19 protein-coding genes are annotated in these 19,295 nt (G+C 69.7%); 18 read left to right on the top strand and 1 reads right to left on the bottom strand.

Features of this window, described 5'->3' with window-relative positions; all coding sequences use genetic code 11:
* Positions 1–42: 42 nt before the first annotated feature.
* The 11 genes from ffh to FB381_RS16345 all read left to right on the top strand — a co-directional run bounded on the left by ffh (position 43) and on the right by FB381_RS16345 (position 12,061).
* Positions 43–1,605 (top strand): signal recognition particle protein, encoded by a 1,563-nt coding sequence (ffh, locus tag FB381_RS16395; RefSeq protein ID WP_141781270.1) that lies wholly within the window; start codon positions 43–45, stop codon positions 1,603–1,605.
* The gene (locus FB381_RS16390; protein WP_141781269.1) at positions 1,602–2,129 is read left to right on the top strand and encodes a GrpB family protein; all 528 of its coding nucleotides are present in this window, start codon (positions 1,602–1,604) and stop codon (positions 2,127–2,129) included. The genes ffh and FB381_RS16390 overlap by 4 nt, the downstream gene beginning before the upstream one ends.
* A 142-nt stretch (positions 2,130–2,271) precedes the next feature.
* Positions 2,272–2,634 (top strand): hypothetical protein, encoded by a 363-nt coding sequence (locus FB381_RS16385; RefSeq protein WP_141781268.1) that lies wholly within the window; start codon positions 2,272–2,274, stop codon positions 2,632–2,634.
* A gap of 169 nt (positions 2,635–2,803) precedes the next feature.
* A complete protein-coding gene (locus FB381_RS16380; RefSeq protein ID WP_246088157.1) occupies positions 2,804–4,816 on the top strand; it encodes a glycoside hydrolase family 3 protein in 2,013 nt (670 codons plus the stop codon).
* Between the two features lie 88 nt (positions 4,817–4,904).
* Positions 4,905–6,644, top strand: coding sequence for an FHA domain-containing protein (locus tag FB381_RS16375; protein ID WP_141781267.1), 1,740 nt, complete (start codon positions 4,905–4,907; stop codon positions 6,642–6,644).
* A gap of 25 nt (positions 6,645–6,669) precedes the next feature.
* On the top strand, positions 6,670–7,749 hold the full coding sequence (locus FB381_RS16370; RefSeq protein ID WP_141781266.1) for an amidohydrolase family protein: 1,080 nt from the start codon (positions 6,670–6,672) through the stop codon (positions 7,747–7,749).
* 181 nt (positions 7,750–7,930) lie between these two features.
* Positions 7,931–8,440 (top strand): 30S ribosomal protein S16, encoded by a 510-nt coding sequence (gene rpsP, locus FB381_RS16365; protein ID WP_141781265.1) that lies wholly within the window; start codon positions 7,931–7,933, stop codon positions 8,438–8,440.
* Between the two features lie 5 nt (positions 8,441–8,445).
* Entirely contained in the window at positions 8,446–8,688 is a 243-nt protein-coding gene (locus FB381_RS16360) for an RNA-binding protein (protein ID WP_141781264.1), read from the top strand.
* Positions 8,689–8,915: 227 nt separating this feature from the next.
* Entirely contained in the window at positions 8,916–9,485 is a 570-nt protein-coding gene (gene rimM / locus FB381_RS16355; protein ID WP_141782827.1) for a ribosome maturation factor RimM, read from the top strand.
* Positions 9,482–10,654: a tRNA (guanosine(37)-N1)-methyltransferase TrmD gene (trmD, locus tag FB381_RS16350; protein WP_141781263.1), complete on the top strand. Its 1,173-nt coding sequence runs from the start codon at positions 9,482–9,484 to the stop codon at positions 10,652–10,654. Before rimM ends, trmD begins: the two co-directional genes overlap by 4 nt.
* 150 nt (positions 10,655–10,804) lie before the next feature.
* Positions 10,805–12,061, top strand: a complete 1,257-nt coding sequence (locus FB381_RS16345; RefSeq protein WP_141781262.1) for an ammonium transporter — start codon at positions 10,805–10,807, stop codon at positions 12,059–12,061.
* Between the two features lie 68 nt (positions 12,062–12,129).
* On the opposite strand, the gene FB381_RS16340 is transcribed toward FB381_RS16345, so the two are convergent.
* On the bottom strand, positions 12,130–13,341 hold the full coding sequence (locus FB381_RS16340) for a Fic family protein (protein ID WP_141781261.1): 1,212 nt from the start codon (positions 13,339–13,341) through the stop codon (positions 12,130–12,132).
* Between the two features lie 289 nt (positions 13,342–13,630).
* Here FB381_RS16340 and rplS point away from each other — a divergent pair, with 289 nt between their 5' ends.
* The 7 genes from rplS (at position 13,631) to FB381_RS16305 (ending at position 19,291) form a co-directional block, all read left to right on the top strand.
* Positions 13,631–13,981 (top strand): 50S ribosomal protein L19, encoded by a 351-nt coding sequence (gene rplS / locus FB381_RS16335; protein WP_141781260.1) that lies wholly within the window; start codon positions 13,631–13,633, stop codon positions 13,979–13,981.
* 62 nt (positions 13,982–14,043) lie between these two features.
* Positions 14,044–14,946: a signal peptidase I gene (lepB, locus tag FB381_RS16330; RefSeq protein ID WP_141781259.1), complete on the top strand. Its 903-nt coding sequence runs from the start codon at positions 14,044–14,046 to the stop codon at positions 14,944–14,946.
* Complete coding sequence (locus FB381_RS16325) at positions 14,943–15,635, top strand: ribonuclease HII (RefSeq protein WP_246088156.1); 693 nt, start codon at positions 14,943–14,945, stop codon at positions 15,633–15,635. Before lepB ends, FB381_RS16325 begins: the two co-directional genes overlap by 4 nt.
* A 79-nt stretch (positions 15,636–15,714) precedes the next feature.
* Positions 15,715–16,023, top strand: coding sequence for a DUF2469 domain-containing protein (locus tag FB381_RS16320; protein ID WP_141782825.1), 309 nt, complete (start codon positions 15,715–15,717; stop codon positions 16,021–16,023).
* Between the two features lie 150 nt (positions 16,024–16,173).
* The gene (locus FB381_RS16315; protein WP_141781258.1) at positions 16,174–16,539 is read left to right on the top strand and encodes a YraN family protein; all 366 of its coding nucleotides are present in this window, start codon (positions 16,174–16,176) and stop codon (positions 16,537–16,539) included.
* Positions 16,539–18,122 carry a YifB family Mg chelatase-like AAA ATPase gene (locus tag FB381_RS16310; RefSeq protein ID WP_170225185.1) on the top strand — a complete coding sequence of 528 codons (1,584 nt, stop codon included), beginning with the start codon at positions 16,539–16,541 and terminating at the stop codon, positions 18,120–18,122. The genes FB381_RS16315 and FB381_RS16310 overlap by 1 nt, the downstream gene beginning before the upstream one ends.
* A complete protein-coding gene (locus FB381_RS16305; RefSeq protein ID WP_141781256.1) occupies positions 18,119–19,291 on the top strand; it encodes a DNA-processing protein DprA in 1,173 nt (390 codons plus the stop codon). The genes FB381_RS16310 and FB381_RS16305 overlap by 4 nt, the downstream gene beginning before the upstream one ends.
* Positions 19,292–19,295: the final 4 nt, after the last annotated feature.

Below are 19,295 nucleotides of genomic sequence, written 5' to 3'. Positions count from 1 at the left end.
GTTAGTCTTGGACCCACATCTCGTTACTGCTGAAGGACCGCTTTGTTCGCCACGCTCTCCGACCGGCTCGCCACGACGTTCAAGAACATCCGGGGCAAGGGCCGCCTCACCGATGCCGACATCGATGCCACCGCACGCGAGATCAGGATCGCGCTGCTCGAGGCCGACGTCGCCCTGCCGGTGGTGCGTGCGTTCGTCGCCAAGGTCAAGGAGCGCGCCCGCGGCGAGGAGGTCAGCCAGGCGCTGAACCCCGCCCAGCAGATCGTCAAGATCGTCAACGACGAGCTGGTCACGATCCTGGGCGGCGAGACCCGCCGGCTCCGCTACGCCAAGACCGGCCCGACCGTCATCATGCTCGCGGGTCTCCAAGGTGCCGGTAAGACCACCCTGGCCGCGAAGCTCGCGCTGTGGCTCAAGGAGCAGGGCAAGGCTCCGCTCCTGGTCGCCGCCGACCTGCAGCGGCCCAACGCGGTCAACCAGCTCCAGGTCAACGGTGAGCGGGTCAACGTCCCCGTCTATGCGCCGCAGCCCGGCAACGGCGTCGGCAACCCCGTCGAGGTCGCTCGCGACGCGGTCGAGGAGGCCAAGCGCAAGCTCCACGACGTCGTCATCGTCGACACCGCCGGCCGCCTCGGCATCGACGAGGAGCTGATGAAGCAGGCCTCCGACATCAAGGCGGCGGTCAACCCCGACGAGGTGCTCTTCGTCGTCGACGCGATGATCGGTCAGGACGCGGTCAACACCGCGCAGGCCTTCCTCGACGGCGTCGGCTACGACGGTGTCGTGCTCACCAAGCTCGACGGTGACGCCCGCGGTGGTGCGGCGCTGTCGATCGTCGAGATCACCGGCAAGCCGGTCATGTTCGCCTCCAACGGCGAGAAGATGACCGACTTCGACCTGTTCCACCCCGACCGGATGGCCGGCCGCATCCTCGACATGGGCGACATGCTCACCCTGATCGAGCAGGCCGAGAAGACCTTCGACCAGGGGCAGGCCGAGCAGGACGCGGCCAAGATCGCGAGCGGCGAGTTCACGCTCGACGACTTCCTCAAGCAGATGCAGCAGCTGCAGAAGCTCGGCTCGATGTCGAAGCTGATGGGGATGCTGCCCGGCATGGGCCAGTTCCGCGAGCAGCTCGACAACTTCGACGAGCGCGAGATCGACCGGATCAAGGCGATCATCCAGTCGATGACCCCCGCCGAGCGCGCCAACCCGAAGATCCTGGACGGCTCCCGCCGCGCCCGCATCGCGAAGGGCTCGGGCCGTCAGGTCTCCGACGTCAACCAGCTCATCCAGCGCTTCACCGAAGCCTCGAAGATGATGAAGCAGCTCGCCTCCGGTGGCGGTATGCCCGGAATGCCGGGCGCTCCCGGTGCCGGTTTCGGCAAGCGCGCCGGCGCCAAGCAGGTCGCCCAGAAGAAGAAGGGCAAGGGCGCGCGCAAGTCCGGCAACCCGGCCAAGGCCGCCCAGCAGGCCAAGGCCGACGCCGCCAAGAAGCCGGCCGCCGCCAACCCGTTCGGCACCCAGGGCGGCGAGGAGATCGACTACGAGAAGGCTGCCGCCGAGCTCAACCTGCCCTCGGACTTCTCCAAGTTCTTGAAGTGACCCGCGGCGACCGCATCGTCGTCGTCGACCACTCCCCGCATTGGGCGGGGTCGTTCGAGTCGGCGCGGTCGCTGGTGGAACCGATCCTGGAGGATCAGCTGGTGCGCGCGGTCGAGCACATCGGGAGTACGTCAGTGCCCGGCCTGCCCGCCAAGCCGATCATCGACATGCTCGCCGTGGTGACCTCCTACGAGGCGGCGGGAAGCACCCTGCCTGCGCTGAGGGATGTCGGCTGGGTCGCGGCCCCTGAGCCTGGCGACGTCGAGCAACGTAAGTGGTCGTGGTGTTCGCCGTCGGTCGCCTATCGCACCCATCACCTGCATGTGGTCGAGAAGTCCTCGGAGGCGTGGCCGACCTGGCTGGCCTTCCGCGACCACCTGCGCACGAATGCCGAAGACCGCGAGACGTACGCCGCGATCAAACGCCGGCTCTCCGCCGCCGATGACGAAGACAGGACGGCCTACCGGGCAGGGAAGTCCCCGTTCATCGCCTCGGTGCTCGACGGGATCGCGTCGGAGAGCTGACGAGTCGCCAGCCAGTTCCACGCACATGCGCGGGAGTAGCCCCTCGCAGCCGATCACGACACGCAACTTCCGCGCACAAGTGCCGAAGTTGCAGCAAGGGCCGTGCATCGGGCGACGACGCCGACACCATATTCTGGGCCGTATGGCAACGGTGATGGTCGTCGACGGCGCGAACGTCGTCGGCTCCCGCCCCGACGGCTGGTGGAAGGACCGCGCCGGCGCCGCGCGGCGGCTGCACGAGGCGCTCCTGGTGGCCGATCTCCCGCACGACAAGATCGTCCTGGTGCTGGAGGGGCAGGCCAAGGGCGGCGTACGTGCTGGCAAGGATGCCCACGTCCGCACCGTCCATGCGCCGAAGGACGGCGACGCGGCGATCGTCGACGTCGTCCGTGAGGCAGTGACGAAGGGCGACCGGGTGACGCTGGTGACCGCCGACCGGATGCTGCAGGCTCGCTGCGGCGGTGCCACCGCGCTCGGGCCGTCCTGGTTGCTCGACCAGATCTGAGCCTGACCCGGGGCATGGCCGGGTCGGACCGCAGCCAGGACCTTCGGCTATTACGCACGCGTAGCCGTTGACCTCCAATGTGATCGACGTCACGATGTGGAAGCGCTCTCACGAGTGCTCCCGCCGGCTCATCGGAGAGCTCGCGGTTCGATCTCAGGAGGCCTGTCCCGTGCGAACTCCCCACAGACGGCGCGGCGCGATCGGAGCCTCGGCATTCGCCGGGCTGCTGTGCGCCACGCTCCTCGTCGCCCCCGCGTCCAGCGCCGTGCCCGCCGATGTGCCCACCGATGTGCCCGCCGCCGACGCGCCCACGCGCGCCGATCACACGACGCCCTACAAGAACCCGCGTCTCTCGACCGAGAAGAGGGTCGACGACCTGTTGGCCCGGATGACCCTCGCCGAGAAGGTCGGACAGATGGCCCAGGCAGAGCGGGTCGACGTCGTCGACGACCCCGGCCAGATCGCCGAGCTCGGCCTCGGCAGCGTGCTCTCCGGTGGTGGCTCCGTCCCCGACGGCAACACCCCGGAGGCCTGGGCCGACACGGTCGACGCCTTCCAGGAGCAGGCTCTCTCCACCCGGCTCGGCATCCCGCTGCTCTACGGCGTCGACTCCGTCCACGGCCACAACAACCTCCACGGTGCCACCGTCTTCCCGCACAACATCGGCCTGGGTGCGACGCGCGATCCGAAGCTCGCCGAGCGGATCGGCCACATCACCGCCGAGGAGACCCGCGCCACCGGGCCGCAGTGGACCTTCGCGCCGTGCATCTGCGTCGCCCGCGAGGACAGGTGGGGGAGGACGTACGAGTCGTTCGGGGAGGACCCGAAGCTGGCCACCAAGATGTCGCAGATGATCGAGGGGTTCCAGGGCCGTCAGGGCCAGCTGGACGACCCTGACCGCGTGCTCGCGACCGCCAAGCACTTCGCCGGCGACGGCTTCACCGTCTTCGGCACCGGTGAGGGCGACTACACCGTCGACCAGGGCATCACGCAGACCTCGCGTGCCGAGTTCGAGAAGCTGGCCCTCTCGCCCTACATCGCCGCCGTCAAGAAGCACGACGTCGGCTCGGTGATGCCGTCCTTCTCCAGCGTCGACTGGACCGACGACGGCCTCGGCAACCCGGTCAAGATGCACGCCAACAAAGAGCTGGTCACCGGCTGGCTCAAGGAGAAGCGGGACTTCGACGGCCTGGTGATCTCCGACTGGCGGGCGATCCACCAGATCCCGGGGACGTACGCCGAGCAGGTGGCCGCCTCGGTCAACGCCGGCGTCGACATGTTCATGGAGCCGTTCTCCGGCGATCCCGTCGGCTATCCGCAGTTCATCGAGACGCTGACCTCGGCCGTCGAGGACGGCGCCGTCCCGACGGCACGCATCGACGACGCGGTCTCGCGCATCCTGACCGCCAAGTTCGAGCTGGGCCTGTTCGAGAAGCCGTTCACCGACCGGCGCAACATCGACGAGATCGGCAGCGAAGCGCACCGTCGCGTGGCCCGGGAGGCGGTCGCGAAGTCGCAGGTGCTGCTGAAGAACTCGCACCGTACGCTGCCGCTCTCGGGCGGGGACGACGTCTATGTCGCGGGCAGCAAGGCCGACAGCATCGGTGACCAGGCCGGCGGCTGGACGATCAGCTGGCAGGGCAACTCGACCCACCAGATCCCGGGCGACACGATCCTCGACGGAATCTCGGCCGCCGCCCGCGGCGAGGTGACCCACTCGCCCGACGCCTCCGCGCCGGTGCCGGCGGGGGCCCACGGCGTCGTCGTGGTCGGCGAGCACCCCTACGCCGAGGGGTTCGGCGACGTCGGCGGCCCGCAGTGGGGCTACGACCCGGGGGAGACCGAGCTCCGGCCGCCGCTGACCATGCAGATCAGCGAGGAGGACACCGCGGCGATCGAGACGGTCTGTGCGGCGGCAGCGACCTGCACCGTGCTCGTCGTCTCCGGACGCCCGATGATCGTCCCGCCCGACCTGCTCGGCCAGATCGACGCGCTGGTGGCCTGCTGGCTGCCAGGCAGCGAGGGCAGGGGAGTGGCCGACGTGCTCTTCGGGAAGCGAGCGTTCACCGGCAAGCTTCCGGTGACCTGGCCGCGCTCGGTCGACCAGGAGCCGATCAACGTCGGCGACGCCGACTACGACCCGCTCTACGCCTTCGGACACGGCTTGAGGACCCGCCGCTGAGCGGCGCAGACGAAGTTGGCTCGATCCGAGTTCGCGAATCCTCGATTCGTGACACCCGGATCGGGCCAACTCGGTGCATGATCTGTGCATGCAGACGCTTCGCGTAGACGTATCGGGACGCGCGCTCAGCTTCCCACCCGACAAGATCGTCAGAATAGGGCGCTCGATCGACGCCGATGTGGTGCTCGCCTCCACCTCGGTCTCTCGCGCCCATGCCGAGCTCAGACCCGATCCCGCCGGGTGGAAGCTGGTCGACGTCGGCTCCGCCGGAGGGACGTACGTCGCCGGCAGCCGTGTCACCGAGGTGCCGTTGACCGGGGCGACCCAGATCCAGCTCGGCCCGGCGGGGCCGGGCTCGACGATCACCGTCACTCTCGACGACGCGCCGTTGGCAGCGGGCGCTCCGCGCGCCCAGGCGCCCGCGCCGCCGCCTCCTCCGACGACGGCGACGGCAGCGCCCACCTCGACCCCGCCGCCGGCACCGCCTGCTCCCTCCGCTCCTGCTCCCGCGGCCGTGCCCGCGGCACCGCCGAGCAGGCCGTCGGCCCCGGCCGGGAGCCCGCCGTCCTCCTCGGACCACGAGATCTCCGAGATGACGATCGTGCCGGGGAAGGCGCGTCCCGGCGCGCCGGGCGAGCCGCCGAGCCAGCCGACCGGGCCCGACCTGCTGCTGGTCGCCGAGGGCAAGGAGCACCGCTTCCGCCACCCGGTCACGGTCACCATCGGCCGCTCCTCCGACAACTCGGTGGTGCTCGAGGATCAGGGCGTCTCGCGTCAGCACGCGCGTCTGGTGGCCAAGCCGGGCGGCTGGACCTTCGAGAACGGCTCCCAGGCCGGCTCCTTCCTCAAGGGGAAGCCGCTGGCGAGCGAGGCGATCGACGAGGAGAGCGAGATCCGGCTCGGCCACCCCGTCGCCGGTGAGATCCTCAAGGTCATCCCGATCTACTCCGCCGAGGTGGAGGTCGCCCGCGCCGCGGCGAAGCGCCGCAACAGGCTGCTGCTGTGGGGCGGGATCGGCGCGGCCGCGGCCGTGGTGGTCATCGGTCTGGTGGTCGCGATGTTCGTCGTGCCCGGCGGTGACTCGGCGGCGCAGGACACCGGACTGACCAAGGCCGAGCTCAACCGGGCCCAGCGCGCTGCCGTCTGGATCACCTATGCGCCCACCGACGACACGGTCGCGATGGGGTCGGGCTCGATCGTCACCAAGGACGGCAAGATCCTCACCAACGCCCACGTCGCCGACCCGGGGAAGGTGCCGGAGGCAGCCGCTCGCGGCGAGGTCTCGCCGGAGTATGTGAACATCCACATGACCGACCCGGCGCAGAACTACAAGGTCGGCGAGCCCGACTACGTCGGCAAGGTCATCGAGTCCGACGGCGAGATCGACAGCGCGGTCGTGCAGATCGTCGCCGACGGCAAGGGCGACCCGGTCGACCCGAGCTCGCTCGACCTGCCCACGATCACGCTCGGCGACTCGGCGTCGGTCGACCGCGGCGACTTCATCGCCACGATCGGCTTCCCGAGCCTGCCGAAGGAGAGCTTCCGCGACAAGGAGGGCGCCTTCTTCCAGCCGCCCACGGTCGCCTCGGGCAACGTGGCGACCATCCTCTCCTTCAAGGACGAGGACCGCGCCGTCTTCGACGTCACCGCCCGCATCTCCGGCGGCAACTCCGGCGGGGCGGCGGTCAACGACGACGGCGAGCTCGTCGGCGTACCCACCTCCATCGGCTGGGACGAGACCAACGTCGTCACCGGACAGGTCATCCCGCTGGCCCAGCACGTGCCCGTGCTCGAGGCCGCCGGTGTCGATGTGCCAGGTTCGAAGTGAGCCTCGTCTGGGTAACCTGCCTCACATGACTGCGCTGCACTTCTCCGGACCGGTCCTTCCCGATGGAGAGGTGCGCGACCTCTACGTCCTCGACGGCCGCATCACCTACGAGCGGCCGTCGGGGGCGGAGACCGCGGCGTCGGGCTGGATCGTGCCCGGCCTGGTCGACGCCCACTGCCATATCGGGCTGGGGCCCGACGGTGCCGTCGACCAGGAGACCGCCGAGGCCCAGGCCGTCGCCGACCGCGACGCCGGTGCGCTGCTCGTGCGTGATGCCGGCTCCGCCGCCGACACGCGGTGGGTGCAGGAGCGCGACGACCTGCCCCGGCTGATCCGCGCCGGACGCCACATCGGCCGTACGAAGCGCTACATGCGCAACTATGCCGACGAGGTCGAGCCCGACGGCCTGGCCCAGGCCGTCGAGCGGCAGGCGAAGTCGGGCGACGGGTGGGTCAAGCTGGTCGGCGACTGGATCGACCGGGCCGAAGGCGACCTGAAGCCGTCGTTCCCGGCCGAGTCGTTCGCCGAGGCGATCCGGGTCGCCCACGACCAGGGCGCCAAGGTCACCGCCCACTGCTTCGGCCACGAGGTGCTGCCCGGCCTGATCGAGGCCGGCATCGACTGCATCGAGCACGGCACCGGCCTGAGCCCCGATCTCGTCGAGGCGATGGCCGCGCAGGGCACCGCCCTGGTGCCCACCGTCGCCCAGCTGGAGATCTTCCCCGACCTCGCCGCTGCTGCCGGGCCCAAGTTCCCGACGTACGCCGCCACGATGGAGGACCTCTACGCCCGCCGTCGCGAGACGATCATGAGCGCCCACGAGGCCGGGGTGGCGCTCTACACGGGCTCTGACGGCGCCGGCGCGCAGCGTCACGGCGTCATCCACGAGGAGATCATGGCGATGCGCGACCTCGGCCTTCCCTCCGATGTCGTCCTCGGCGGCGCCTCCTGGCGCGCGCGGGAGTGGCTCGGCCACAACCCCGGCCTCGCCGAGGGCGACCCCGCCGACTTCGTCGTCTACGACGGTGACCCGCTCGCCGACCTCACCGTCATGGGGCGTCCGGTCGCGGTCGTGCTGCGGGGGAAGGTCTATGGTCGGCCCTGATCCCGGGTCCGGGCCAAGGATTTCTTGTGCCTGATCGACTCTGGCAAACTGGTGGGTGTGTCCTGTGCGCAGGGACCCTCTCACCCAGCGCAACAGTGCCCGCCGAAGCTGCCTGACGGGTGTCCCCACACCGACACGGGCTTCTTCACCCATATTCGATTCCAAAGGAATACCACCAACAGTGGCTGTCAAGATCCGCTTGAAGCGCCTGGGCAAGATCCGGGTTCCGCAGTACCGCATCGTCGTCGTCGACTCGCGCAAGAAGCGCGACGGCGCCGTCATCGAAGAGATCGGTCTCTACCGTCCCAAGGAGGAGCCGAGCTTCATCCAGGTCGACTCCGAGCGCGCCCAGTACTGGCTCGGCGTCGGCGCCCAGCCGAGCCCGGCCCTCGAGGCGATCCTCAAGGTGACCGGCGACTGGCAGAAGTTCAAGGGCCTCCCCGGCACCGAGGGCACCCTCCGGTTCGCCGAGCCCAAGCCCGACAAGCTCGAGCTCTTCAACAAGGCTCTCGCCGAGGCGCACGCGTCGGCCGGTTCCGAGGCCGTCACCAAGAAGGCCAAGAAGGACGAGAAGGCCGACAAGGCTGAGGAGCCCAAGAAGGCTGAGGAGCCCAAGGCCGACAAGGCCGAGGAGCCCAAGGCCGAGGCCGCGCCCGCCGAGGGCGAGGCTGCTGCTGAGGCCGAGGCCTGAGCAGCATGCTCTCCGAAGCTCTCGAGCACCTCGTCCGAGGAGTCGTCGACAACCCCGACGAGGTGAGCGTGCGTGACAAGCAGCTTCGTCGCGGCTCCGTTCTCGAGGTCCGGGTCCACCCCGACGACCTCGGCAAGGTGATCGGTCGCGGCGGCCGCACGGCCACCGCGTTCCGCACGGTCATCTCCGCGCTGGCCGGCAAGGGCGGCGCACGGGTCGACTTCGTCGACGTCGACGGCGGTCGCTGAGCACCAGGCTGAGTCCTACGACGGGCGTCACCCCTCCGGGGGTGGCGCCCGTCGCTCATTTCGGGGGTCGGTCGGGCTCAGTTGGGGGTAACACGTCGTTCGTAGGACTACTCGCCCTATCTGAACGACCGGATAGTCCCACGAACGACGTGTTACCCCGCCGCGCCGCCGACCGCCCTGAGGAGTTCAGCCCGGCGTACGCCACCCCATAGGCTGCCCTCGTGGACATGATCGAGGTGCTGGTCGGACGGATCGGCAAGCCGCACGGCATCCGAGGGTTCGTGACCGTCGAAGCGCGCACCGACGAGCCTGACCGGCGGTTCGCCCAGGGGTCGGTGCTGCGCACGCAGCCGCCCAAGGGATCGGCGTACGCCGCCAAGCGGCTGACGGTGGAGGGTGCCCGCTGGCACGGGCAGGTGCTCCAGGTCGCCTTCGAGGAGATCGCCGACCGCAACGAGGCCGAGGCCGCTCGAGGCACCCTGCTCTTCGCCGACGTACCGGCCGACGAGTCGCCCGACGACCCCGACGAGTTCTACGACCACCAGCTCGTGGGCCTCGCGGCCTTCGACGAGGACGGCCGCGAGCTGGGCACGGTCAAGGCGCTGGTCCACGGGGGAGCCCAGGATCTGCTCACGATCCGCACCCCGGACCGACGCGACGCGCTGGTGCCGTTCGTGAAGGCGCTGGTGCCGGTCGTCGACCTGGCGGAGAAGAAGGTCGTCATCGCCGACCGCCCCGGCCTGGTCACGCCGTTCGCCGACGACACCGAAGACGACACCGAAGAGGGCGAGCAGTGAGGCTCGACTACCTCACCATCTTCCCCGACTATCTCGCACCGCTGCGGCTGAGCCTTCCGGGCAAGGCGATCGAATCGGGCCTGCTCGAGATGCACGTCCACGACCTCCGGGCCTGGGCCCACGACAAGCACCGCACCGTCGACGACACGCCCTACGGCGGTGGCGCCGGCATGGTGATGAAACCCGAGCCGTTCGGCGAGGCCTTCGACGAGCTGGCGATCGACGGCGCCACCGTGGTCGTGACCACCCCGAGCGGCGAGCCGATGACCCAGGCGCTCGCCCGCGAGCTCTCCAGCCGCGAGCGGCTCGTCTTCCTCCTCGGTCGTTACGAGGGCATCGACCAGCGGGTGCTCGACCATGCAGCGACCCGCGCCGAGGTCCGCGAGATCTCCCTGGGCGACTACGTGCTCAACGGGGGAGAGGTCGCGGCGATGGCGATCACCGAGGCCGTCGTACGCCTGCTCCCCGGCTTCATGGGCAACGCCGAGTCGCTCGTGGAGGAGTCCCACGAGGACGGCCTGCTCGAATATCCGGGCTACACCAAGCCGTCCTCCTGGCGCGATCTCGAGGTGCCGAAGGTGCTGCTCAGCGGCGACCACAAGCGCATCGCGCAGTGGCGCCACGAGCAGGCGGTGGAGCGTACGTCCCTGCGCCGCCCCGACCTGCTCCATGCCTCCCAGGCGGCCGGGCTCGGCGAGGGCAGCGAGTGGGAGATCGTGCCCGCCGTACGCGCGGATGCCGCCGAGCTCCACACCCTTCAGCTCGCCTGCTGGGTGCAGGAGCTCAACGCCAACCCCGGCATCGAGATCCCGCCGCTGCACGAGTCGCTCGACGACACCCTGCGTGCGCTGGAGACCCATGATGTCTACGTCGTGCGCGCCGCGGGCCGGCTGGTCGGCTCCGTACGCGGCCGGCTCGACGGCGACGTGTGGGAGATCGGGCGGCTGATGTCGGCCCCCGACCTCCAGGGTCGTGGGCTCGGGCGCCGGCTGTTCGAGCACATCCAGGCCGTGGCGCCGGCGGGCGCGCGGAGCTTCCGGCTCTTCACGGGCGCCAGGAGCGAGCGCAACCTGAAGCTCTACAAGAAGGCCGGATTCCGGCTGCGCCGCGACCTGGAGGCGCCGACGGGCGCCGTGATCCTGACGAAGAACCGCGGCTCTCGCCGCTGAGAATCGGCAACCGCCAACTCTGTTACTTTTCCGTAACACCAGACATCGGTCTCTGAAACGTTGCCTGGCAACGATGCCGGGCAATACGTACGACGAGCGACGTGGCTCGCGTGGCGTCATAGCCCCGTCCCGACACCTATGAGGCACTGAATGTCTGTCGAACTTGCATGGCAACTCCTGTGCGCGGCCCTGGTCATCTTCATGACCCCCGGCCTCGCCTTCTTCTACGGCGGCCTGGTGAAGGCCAAGTCCGTCGTCTCGATGATGATGCTGAGCTTCGGCTCGATGGCCGTCGTCACGATCCTGTACGTCCTCTACGGCGGCACCGGCATCGCCGGCAACGGCACCAGCGGTGGCACGAAGCTCTTCGGCAACCCGTTCGAGGACTTCGGGATGACCGACCTCGTCACCTCCGCCGGTAGTGGCGACGCCGGAAACCTCTTCGGCGGCCACGCCTTCCTGGTGGCCTTCTGCATCATCACGGTCGCGCTGGTCTCGGGTGCCGTCGCCGACCGCGCGCGTTTTTGGCCGTGGATGATCTTCGCGGTCTTCTTCGCCACCTTCGTGGTCTTCCCGACCTTCCGCTGGATCTGGGGCGTGGACGCCGACGGCAACTTCTACGGCTGGCTCGCCAACAACGTCTACGGCCTCGGCGGCTCCCTCGACTGGGCCGGCGGCACGGTGATCCACCAGTCGGCCGGTGCGGCCGCGATGGCGCTCGCTCTCGTGCTCGGTCGCCGCAAGATCGGCTTCTCCAAGGAGGAGACGGTCGCTCACAACGTACCCCTGGTGCTGATCGGCACCGCGATCCTCTGGTTCGGCTGGTTCGGGTTCAACACCGGTGTCTTCGGTGCCGACGAGGGCCAGACCTCGCTGATCTTCCTCAACACCGTGCTGACCCCGGCCGCCGGCCTGATCGGCTGGATCGTCGTCGAGCAGCTCAAGGACGGCAAGCCCACCGCGGTCGGTGCCGCCTCCGGCATCGTGACCGGTCTGGTCGCCATCACCCCGGCCTGTGCGTTCCTCAGCCCGGTCTGGGCGCTCGTGCTCGGTCTCGTCGCCGGTGCCGTCTGCGCCCTGGCCGTCGAGCTCAAGTTCAAGCTCGGCTTCGACGACACCCTCGACGTGGTCGGCATCCACCTCGTCGCCGGTTTCATCGGCTGCATCTGGGTCGGCATCTTCGGGATGGAGTCGCTCACCGGCGGCAGCCTCTTCTTCGGTGGCAGCGCCAAGCTGCTCGGCGCTCAGGTGCTCTCCTCGCTCACCGTGATCGCCTACTCGTTCGTGATCGCCTTCGTCATCGGCCTCGTGATCGAGAAGACCATCGGCTTCCGCGCCAAGGAGGAGGACGAGGTCGCCGGCATCGACACCGTGCTCCACGAGCCGGGCTACTCCGAGCTCGGCTGATCCACGGCTGATTCACGGCGTACGGGCCGGGATGCTCACCGAGGTAGCTCGGTGAGCATCCCGGCCCGTCAGCGCGGTCCGTACGGAAGCTGCCGGGCCTGAAGCTGGATGCGGGCGCTGAGATCCTCGACCTCGGCCAGCACAGCCGGGGCGATCCAGACGGGGGAGCGGCGGGTGCGCCTGGCGCGGGTGAGGACACCGGCGCGCTCCAGAGCGTCGATCGTGGCCTCGGGATCCTCGATGCCGAGCCGCTCGGTGACGAGCCGGGCGTTGAGGATCGGCTCCTCGGTCAGGAGGTCGAGGAGCCGGTACGCAGCAGACCCCGGTCGTGGGCCGCCGGCCGCCTCGCCCCAGCTGGCCCGCACGCTCTCCAGAGTCTCGGCCGTCTTCCACGACTCGGTCGTCGCGATCGTCGTCGAGGCGGCGAGCATCGCGACGATCGTGGCCACGGAGCCTGCCCGGTAGTCGTTGAGCGCGGCGAAGTAGCGGTCGCGGTGGGAGACGAGCGCCGACGCGATCGGCACCGCCAGGTGGCGGGAGGCGCGCCGCCTGCGCAGCACCGCGTGGATGAGCGCCCGGCCGATGCGGCCGTTTCCGTCGATGAACGGGTGGATCGACTCGAACTGCGCGTGCACGATCGCGGCCTGGGCGATGGGAGAGAGATCGTCGCGGTTGGCGAAGGCGACCATGTCCTCGATGTGGCCGAGGACCGTCTCGGGCGGGGGCGGCACGTGGAGGGCGTCGCGGGGCGCGTAGTCGGAGCCACCGACCCAGTTCTGCACCGTGCGGAACCTGCCGGCGCCGGCCGCCTCGTCGGGGTCGCGCGCGAACAGGTCGCGGTGTGCCTGCAGGATCGCGTCGGAGGTGATCTTGCGGGTGGTGTCGGCCTCCCGGATCAGCCGCTCCATCGCCTGGGTCGCCGAGGCCATCGAGACCGCCGAGGCGTTCGCGCCGATCCCCAGCAGCGCCCGCCCGTAGTCGGCCAGGCTCGCCTCGACGTGCTCGATCTTGGAGGAGTCGATCGCCTCGGTGCGCAGCTGGAGGTGGTTGAGGCCGGCCATGGTGCGCCCGTGGACCAGGTCGAGATGACGCAGCGCGCCCGCGCTGGCGGTCGTCATCGCCGCCACCGGCCGCTCCAGGGGAACCTCGAGCTCGGCGATGCGGGCCGGCATCGCCACCGTGACCTCGCGCAGGAGCCGGTCGGCGCGCGGGCCACGCGGGATCCGCTGGCGGTAGGGGCGAGTCACATAGGTGTGCGGCGGCCAGCCGGCGTCGGTCACGGGGGCATCCTTGCACGGGCGCCGGGCGGCCGCGTACGTCTGCGGTCTCTGCGCGGCAACTGCACGGTTGTCGCAATTCTCGGCCATCGGTGGCGTTGTGGCAGACTTGTGAGCCGGTCCAGTCGGCCGAAGCATGCTCCGAAGAACACACCCGGAGGTGTCGCGACGGGCTCCTGCCACAGGGGGAACCGTGTGCCGCCGGCCAACGCGACTGGACCACCCGTCAAAGACTGCCCTCTGGGGCTTTGAGAATACCGCGATCGGCCTGTGGCGAGCGCGAGGAGAGAACATGAGCAACCTACTCGCTGAGATCGGCAACGCCAGCAAGCGCGACGACCTCCCGGAGTTCCGCGCCGGCGACACCGTCAAGGTCCACGTCAAGGTCGTCGAGGGCACCCGCTCGCGTGTCCAGGTCTTCACCGGTGTCGTGATCCGCGTCCACGGCTCCGGCGTCGGCCGCACCTTCACCGTCCGCAAGGTCTCCTTCGGTGTGGGCGTGGAGCGTACGTTCCCGCTGCACTCGCCGATCTTCGAGAAGATCGAGGTCGCCACCCGTGGTGACGTCCGCCGCGCGAAGCTCTACTACCTGCGCAACCTGCGCGGCAAGAAGGCCAAGATCAAGGAGCGTCGGGAGGCCTGAGAGGTCCCTGAACATAGCGAGTCGATGAGGCTCGTTGTGGTGGGAGTCTCTAGACTCACCGCGTGACTTCGAACGACCGCGACCCCTCCGTCGGCGCCAGGCCCCAGGCCAACTGGAACCGGCCCGAGATGGAGGGATCGCGGTCGTTCTTCTCATCTGAGCAGGCGCCGCGCTGGGCTCCCGAAGAGCAGGGGCGCCGTGGCGGCTCCCGTCGTGAGCAGGAGCGCAAGCCGCGCCTGTCCGCGTGGCAGGAGGGCATCGTCCTCGTCGTTCTGGCGGTGCTCGTCGCGATCGTCGTGAAGGCGTTCTTCGTCCAGGCCTTCTACATCCCCTCGGAGTCGATGGAGCCCGGCCTGCAGGGCGGGCCGACGGTCTCGACCGACGACCGGGTGCTGGTCGAGAAGCCGTCCTACTGGCTCTCCGGCACACCGAAGCGCGGTGACGTCGTGGTCTTCTCCGACCCTGGCTCCTGGCTCGGTGTCGCGGAGGGCGGCGGGCCCGACAACCTGCTCGGCAAGGGCCTCTCGGTGATCGGCCTCTACCCGGAGGGCGGCCATCTGGTGAAGCGGGTCATCGGCGTGCCCGGTGACGTCGTCGAGTGCTGCGACAAGCAGGGCCGGATGATGGTCAACGGCGTCGCGATCGACGAGCCCTACGCGCGACCCTCGCGTACCAAGTGCGGCCGTCCCAACAAGGACGGCGAGTGCTTCGGGCCGATGCCCGGATCCCGTCACTGGAAGTCGGAGCGCGTGCCCGAGGGATCGCTGTTCGTGATGGGCGACAACCGGTCCAACTCCGCCGACTCCACCGTGCACATGTGCACCGCCGAGGAGACCGACTGCGCCCTGGTGCCGTGGGTGCCGGAGGACAACGTGGTCGGCAAGGTCGTCGCGCTGGGATGGCCGCTGAACCGGGCGAAGTGGATCCACCGCCCCGACAGCTTCGAGGCGGTGCCGTCACGATGAGTGCTGCCCCCACCCTGCGGGTCGAGCGATCGATGCTGCGCGGAGGCGTCACCCACCTCGGTGCCGTCGACGAGGTGGGGCGCGGTGCGCTGTGCGGACCGGTCTCGATCGGCATCGTGGTGATCTCCGCGGACACGCGCACGGCACCCCAAGGCGTACGCGACTCGAAGTTGTTGGCGCCCGAGGTCCGCGACAGGCTGGCACCGAAGGTGCGCCGCTGGGCCGTCGACTCCGCGGTCGGGCACGCCCTGGCCTCCGAGATCGACGAGGTCGGGATCATGGCCGCGATGCGGCTGGCGGGTCAGCGAGCGCTGAGCGCCCTGAGCGTACGTCCCGATGCGCTGCTGCTCGACGGCAACCACAACTATCTGACGCCACCGGTCCAGGAGGGGCTCTTCGGCGAGGTCTCCACGATGGTCGAGGAGGTCGCGGTGCCTGCGGTGACCACGATGATCAAGGCCGACATGAAGTGCGCGGCCGTCGCGGCCGCCTCGATCCTGGCGAAGACCTCGCGCGACGCGCTGATGGTCGCGCTGCACGAGGAGTTCCCCGACTACGCCTGGGCCGACAACAAGGGCTACTCGGCTCCTGCTCACATCGCCGCGCTCGAGCGCCTCGGGCCTTCGGCCTATCACCGGCGCTCGTGGAGTCTTCCCGGCACTCCGCGGGTGTTGGCTCTAGAGTCGTAGGCATGAGCGAGCGTCAGCGAGCGACCAGCGACCTCAGGCCGCGGCCGTGTTCTTCGCCGTCCTCGACGGGGGCGGCGGCATGAGCGCGGAGGATCTCGAGAAGTACGAGACCGAGATGGAGCTGACCCTCTATCGCGAGTATCGCGACGTGGTGGGCATCTTCAAGTACGTCGTCGAGACCGACCGCCGTTTCTATCTGTGCAACCAGGTCGATGTGCGGGCACGGGCCGACTCGGGGGATGTCTACTTCGAGGTGTCGATGAATGACGTATGGGTCTGGGACATGTATCGGCCCGCTCGGTTCGCGAAGGGTGTCAAGGTGCTCACCTTCAAGGACGTCAACGTCGAGACGCTCAACCCGACCGACATCGACGAGCCGTTGGACTGATCGTCGGCTGATCCCGGGGCGATCTCGGGCCACTTGCAGTCCACAGGGCAGGTTCGATCCGGGGTTATCCCCAGGCGCCCCGAAACCGGCTCCGATTGTCGGTGCCCACGATGAGTCTGGACCTCGAAGCCGAAGGGCAGGAGGTCCATGATGAGTTCAACGGCACCAGCGCGGATCGCGCTGGGAAACTACGGCGAGTCGGTCGCCGAGCGATATCTGGTCGAGGCGGGGATGACCGTGCTCGACCGCAACTGGCGGTGCGGTCAGGGCGAGATCGACCTGATCCTGCGCGATGCCGACACGTTCGTCGTCTGCGAGGTGAAGACCCGCAGCCATGACGGGTGCGGCACGCCGCACGAAGCGGTCGACACGACCACGCTCGACCGGCTCAAGCGGCTGGCGATGGCCTGGCTCGACGAGCACGATGTGCGGGCTCCGGGCATCCGGGTCGACCTCGTCGCGGTGATGCAGTCGCCCCGCGGGGCGGCTCTGGTCGAGCACGTCAGGGGCCTGTGATGGGTTACGCGCGAGCACACGGCGTCGCGCTTCGCGGTGCGGTCGGGCATCTGATCGACGTGCAGGCCGACGTCTCACCGGGCATGGTCGGAGTGACCCTGGTCGGTCGAGCCGACAGCGTGCTGGCAGAGGGCCGCGACCGGGTGCGGATGGCGATCATCAACTCCGAGCTGGCGTGGCCCGCGACCAAGCGGATCACCGTGCTCCTCTCGCCGGCCGACCTGCCGAAAGGTGGTTCGCACTACGACCTGGGGATGGCGCTGGCCATCCTCGCGGCGTGCGGTGAGATCGAGCCGATCGGCCTGGAACGCACCGTCTTCATCGGCGAGCTGGCCCTCGACGGCGGGCTGCGCCCGACCTCGGGCGTGCTGCCGATGGTGCTCGCCGCCTCGCAGGCGGGGATCGCGCGTGTGGTCGTTCCCGAGCCACAGGTCGCCGAGGCGCGGATGGTCCCGGGGATGGAGATCCTGGGCTTCCGCTCGCTGGCCCAGGTCGTGGCGGAGCTACGTGGCGAGCCGATCCCTGACGCGCCTCGGGTCGCGACCGGCACCGGCGGCAGCCTGCTCGGCTGGCGCGGCGAACGGCGGCTCGACGACATGGACATGTCAGACCTGCGCGGCATGCCCGAGACCCGCTACGCGGTCGAGGTCGCTGCCGCCGGCGGTCACCACCTGCTCCTGAAGGGCCCCAAGGGCTGCGGGAAGACATCGATCGCGGAGCGGATCCCGACGATCCTGCCCGATCTCTCCCGCGAGGAGTCGCTCGAGGTGATGGCGGTGCAGTCGCTGGCCGGCGTACTCGATGTCGATCGCGGTCTCCTCACCCGACCGCCGTTCTCCGCACCGCACCACGATGCGTCCAAACCAGGGATCGTGGGCGGCGGCTCCGGCCGAGTCCGACCCGGCCAGGTCTCGCTCTCCCACGCCGGCGTGCTCTTCCTCGACGAGTTCCCGCTGTTCAAGAGCGACGTCATCGAGTGTCTGCGTGAGCCGCTGGAGAGCGGTGACATCACGGTCTCGCGAGGGGAGGAGTCGGTCACGCTCCCGGCGCGCGGCCTCGTCGTGCTCGCCGCCAACCCGTGCCCGTGCGGCAACTACGACGGCACGGTCACCAAGGACGGCTGCATCTGCCGATCCGCCGAGCGACAGACCTACGCCCGCAAGGTCTCCGGCCCGATCACCGACCGCATCGACATCACCCGCACCCTGCGGCCGATGGCCGAGCAGAACCACGACCCGTGGGGCTCGGAGTGCAGTGCTGACATCCGCGCGCGGGTCGCAGCGGCCAGGCGCCGCCAGCACGAGCGCTATGCCGACTTCGGCTGGCGCCTCAACGGACAGGCCAGCGGGATCGCATTGCGCGACAACTGGCGGCTGCCGCCCTCGGCCGAGGCGCTCATCGACTCGCGGATCTTCTCCGGAGCCCTGACCCGTCGCGGCGCGGTGCGGGTGCATCGCCTGGCGTGGACGGTGGCAGACCTTGCCGGAGTCGACTGGCCGGGAGTCGCCGAGACCGAGACGGCGCTCGAGCTGCGCGCTGGCGGCACGCTCCGGGTCGCCGCCGTCGAGGGGCGGCCGGCATGACCACAGCGACCACGCCCCTCTCCGTCGCCGAGCTCGAGCGCGAGCGTCTGGCCAGGATCGCGCTCACCCAGCTGGTCGAGCCCGGCACCCCGCTGATCGACAGCTGCATGGTGGGATCCACCGCGACCGATCTCTACCGACGCTTCGCCGAGGAGGACCCAGCCCTGGGAGACGACGGTCGCGACGCCAGATCTCGGCTCGCCCAGATCCATCCCGACCGCGACCTCGAACGGGCGAGCCGCGCCGGGTTCCGCTACGTCATCCCGGGCGATGAGGAATGGCCCGTCCAGGTCGACCGGCTCGCTGGGCAGGAGCATGTCCAGTACCGCACCGGCACCCCGCTCGGGCTGTGGGTGCGGGGCCCGCTCCTGCTCAGCGACCTCGACCGGTCCGTGGCCATTGTCGGATCCAGGGACGCGACCTCCTATGGCGCCGACGCCGCTGCGCGGATCGCCGCCGACCTGGCGGTCCACGACTTCGTGACCGTCTCCGGGGCAGCCGTCGGCATCGACTCCGCCGCACATCGCGGCGCACTCACCGGCCCACCGGGGAGCACCGTCGCGGTGCTCGCCGGGGGCGTCGACGTTCCCTACCCGCTGCGCAACAGCCGCCTGATCGACGCGATCGCCGAGAGCGGTGCGGTGATCTCCGAGATCGCGCCCGGGCTCCCGGTCACCCGCTACCGGTTCCTGAGCCGAAACAGGATCATCGCCGCCCTGGCCCGCGGCACGCTGGTGGTCGAGGCAGCGGCGCGGAGCGGCTCTCTGAACACCTCCAACTGGGCCTACCGGATCAACACCCCGGTGATGGCGGTGCCGGGGCAGATCGGTGCCGCCACCTCGGTCGGCACCCACGAGCTCGTACGCAGCGGTACGGGTGTCTTGGTGACCGACGGGCTCGACGTGCGCGAGCTCATCGGCGACGCAGGGGAGGCCCTGCCGACCGAGCCCCGTGGTCCCGTACGCCGCCGCGACTCGCTCACGTCGGTCGAGAAGCAGGTCCTCGACGCGGTCCCGGTGACCAAGCCGCTGCCACAGCTCGACATCGCGAGATCGGCGTGCATGCACCCGAAGACGGCGGGCACCGCGCTGACCCGGCTCGAGGCGCTCGGCCTCGCCGAGCGTTTCCCAGAAGGGTGGCAGCTGGCTCCGGGGGCGGCGCGCACCTGACCCG

Source organism: Nocardioides albertanoniae (genome assembly GCF_006716315.1).
Lineage (GTDB): Bacteria > Actinomycetota > Actinomycetes > Propionibacteriales > Nocardioidaceae > Nocardioides > Nocardioides albertanoniae.
Note: the sequence above shows the minus strand (reverse complement) of the source record. Positions and strands in the feature narration are given on the sequence as shown.